1 protein-coding gene is annotated in these 3668 nt (G+C 65.8%); it reads right to left on the bottom strand.

What is annotated here, in order from left to right; translation table 11 throughout:
• A partial coding sequence (locus tag C9F12_RS22105; RefSeq protein ID WP_205254752.1) for an Ig-like domain-containing protein occupies positions 1 to 3668 on the bottom strand: 3668 nt, incomplete at both ends.

The following is a 3668-nucleotide window of genomic DNA, read 5'->3' on the forward strand; positions in this document are numbered from 1 at the left end:
CGAGCTCAATCGTGCTCCCGGGCTCGGCGGTCCCGCTGATCACGGAGCCGTCGGTAGGATTGATGACAGGCGCGTCTGGCGCGCTGATATCCACGTTCAACTCGAAGGCGTCGCTCGGCTCCGAGGTATTGCCGGCGGGATCGGTCGCGGTGACCGTCAGACTGTGACTGCCTTCGCCCAGCGGGTCCGTCGGTGTAAAGCTCCAGTTGCCACTATCGTCTGCCGTCACCGTATCCACGACCTCACCACCATCGAGGATGGCGACCGTGCTACCCGCCTCGGCGGTGCCGGACAGCGTCGGGGTGGTGTCGTCGGTGCTGTCACCGCTGGTCAGTGCGCCGGTGAGGGCACCCGCATCGTCCTGAACCTGGCCAATGCTCGGCACCTCAGGCGCGGCGGCGTCCACGCCGAAGTCGACGCTGGGGGACGCCGCAGAGCTATTGCCGGCAGCGTCGGTAATCACCGCCGCGACGCTGTAGTCGCCGTCTGCCAGAGCGTCGCTCGGAATCACCACCGTGGCGCTGCCATTGGTGACGTCGTCCGCGGTGACCGTATAGGAAACCTCGGAGGTCACGTCATCGGCATCTGTGACGCTCAGCGTGATGGTGTCACCGGCCTGGGTACCGTCCGTCAGGCCGACGCTGGCCTCAACGCCATCGGACAGCTCATCGGCGTTGACGGTGTCGTCCGCGGCCTCGGCAATCGCCAGGGTCGGGGCGTCCGTGCCGGCGTCACCACCAGGGCTGGTGGTGTCGACGCCCAGCTCAAAGGCGTCGCTCGGATCGGAAGTATTACCGGCGGCATCAGTGGCGGTAGCGGTAAAGCTGTAGTCACCTTCGGCCAGCGGGTCCGTCGGGGTGAACGTCCAGTCGCCGCTGCCGTCGGCTTCGGCGGTACCCAGTACGGTGTCACCGTTGTTGATGGTCACGGTGCTGTCCGCCTCGGCGGTGCCGGTCAGCGTCGGGGTGGCGTCGTCAGTGCTGTCGCCGCTGGCAAGCGGGCCGGTCACATCGCCCACGTTGTCAGATGCCGTCGTGATGCTCGGCACCTCAGGCGCGGCAGTGTCCACGCGGAATTCAACAGCGGGGGAAGACGCCGCAGAGCCGTTGCCGGCGGCATCAGAAATGACCGCCTCGACGCTATAGTTGCCATCTTCCAGCGCATCGCTCGGAATCATCAGCTTGGCGCTGCCATCGGTAACGTCGTCCGCTGTGACCGTGTAGGTAACCTCGGAGGTCTCGTTATCGGCGGTGGTGACATTCAGCGTAATGGTATCCCCGGCCTGGGTGCCGTCCGTCAGATCGACGATCGCCTGAACGCCATCGGCCAGCTCATCGGCGCTGATGGTGCCGTCCGCGGCCTCGGCGATCTCCAGGGTGGGGGCGTCTGTGCCGGCGTCACCACCAGGGCTGGTGGTGTCGACGCTCAGTTCAAAGGCGTCGCTCGGATCGGAAGTATTACCGGCAGCATCGGTGGCGGTAGCGGTAAAGCTGTGGCTGCCCTCGCCGAGTTCTGTGGCCGGGGTATAGCTCCAATGACCGCTGTCATCCGCAACCGCGGTGCCCAGCACGCTGTCACCATCGAGGATGGTCACCGTGCTGCCCGCCACTGCGGTACCGGACAGCGTCGGGGTGGTGTCGTCGGTGCTGTCACCGCTGGCAAGCGGATCGGTCACATCGCCCACGTCGTCCGAGGCCGTCGTGATGCTCGGTACCGCAGGCGCGGCAGTGTCCACGCGGAATTCGACAGCGGGGGAAGAGGCCGCTGAGCTATTGCCGGCGGCATCAGAAATCACCGCCTCGACGCTGTAGTCGCCGTCTGCCAGGGCATCGCTCGGAATCACCACCGTGGCGCTGCCATTGGTGACATCGTCCGCCGTGACCGTATAGGAAACCTCGGAGGTCACGTTATCGGCATCGGTGACGCTCAGGGTGATGGTGTCACCGGCCTGGGTGCCGTCCGTCAGGCCGACGCTTGCCTGAACCCCATCGGACAGCTCGTCGGCGTTGATGGAGTCGTCGTCCGCCTCGTTAGCCTCGTCGATGGTCAGGGTCGGGGCGTCGGAACCGTCATTGCCCCCGGGGCTGGTCGCATCCACAGTGAAGTCGACGCCGTTGGACGGGGCAGAACTGTTGCCGGCGGCGTCGGTAATCACCGCCTCGACGCTGTAGTCACCGTCTGTCAGCGCATCGCTCGGAATCACCACCGTGGCGCTGCCGCCAGTGACGTCGTCTGCCGTCACGGTGTAGGGAACCTCGGAGGTCACGTCGTCGGCGGTGGTGACACTCAGCGTAATGGTGTCCCCGGCCTGGGTGCCTTCTGTCAGTCCGACGATGGCCTCAACGCCATCGGAAAGCTCAGCGGCGTTGATGGTGTCGTCCAAGGCCTCGGCAATCGCCAGGGTCGGAGCGACCGTACCGGCGTCACCACCAGGACTGGTCGCATCCACGTTGAAGTTGATGCTGTTGGACGGGGCAGAACTGTTGCCGGCGGCATCAGAAATCACCGCCTCGACGCTGTAGTCGCCGTCTGCCAGGGCATCGCTCGGAATCACCACCGTGGCGCTGCCATTGGTGACATCGTCCGCCGTGACCGTATAGACAACCTCGGAGGTCGCGTCATCAGCATCGGTGACGCTCAGCGTGATGGTGTCCCCGGCCTGGGTACCGGTGGTCAGGCCGACGCTGGCCTCAACGCCATCGGACAGCTCACTGGCATTGATGCTGTCGTCCTCAGCCTCGTCGATTGCCAGAGTCGGGGCGTCCGTGCCGGTATCGCCGCCGGGGCTGGTCGCATCCACAGTGAAGCCAACGCTGTTGGACGGTGCTGAACTGTTGCCGGCGGCATCAGAAATCACCGCCGCGACGCTGTAGTCGCCGTCTGCCAGCGCATCGCTCGGAATCACCACCATGGCGCTACCTGCGCCGACGTCGTCTGCCGTCACGGTGTAGGAAACCTCGGAGGTCACGTCGTCGGCGGTGGTGACACTCAGCGTAATGGTGTCCCCGGCCTGGGTGCCGGCGGTCAGACCGACGCTGGCCTGAACGCCATCGGACAGCTCATCGGCGTTGATGCTGTCGTCCTCAGCCTCGTCGATTGCCAGGCTCGGGGCGTCCGTGCCGGCGTCGCCGCCGGGGCTGGTCGCATCCACAGTGAAGTCGATGCTGTTGGACGGTGCTGAACTGTTGCCGGCGGCGTCGGTAATCACCGCCGCGACGCTGTAGTCGCCGTCTGCCAGCGCATCGCTCGGAATCATCACCGTGGCGCTGCCATTGGAGACGTCGTCCGCCGTGACCGTATAGGAAACCTCGGAGGTCACATCATCGGCATCGGTGACGCTCAGCGTAATGGTGTCCCCGACCTGGGTACCGTCCGTCAGGCCGACGCTGGCCTGAACACCATCGGCCAGCTCATCGGCGTCGATGCTGTCGTCGTCCTCGGCCTCTGCGATTGCCAGGGTCGGGGCGTCGGTGCCGGCGTCGCCACCGGGGCTGGTGGTGTCGACGACCAGTTCAAAGGCGTCGCTCGGCTCCGAGGTATTGCCAGCGTCATCGGTGGCGGTAGCGGTGAGGCTGTGGCTACCCTCGCCGAGCTCCGAGGCCGGGGTGTAGCTCCAATGGCCGCTGTCATCCGCAACGGCGGTACCCAGTTCGCTGCCACCATCGAAG

It is taken from the genome of Halomonas sp. BN3-1, from assembly GCF_003056325.1.
Taxonomy (GTDB): domain Bacteria; phylum Pseudomonadota; class Gammaproteobacteria; order Pseudomonadales; family Halomonadaceae; genus Halomonas; species Halomonas litopenaei.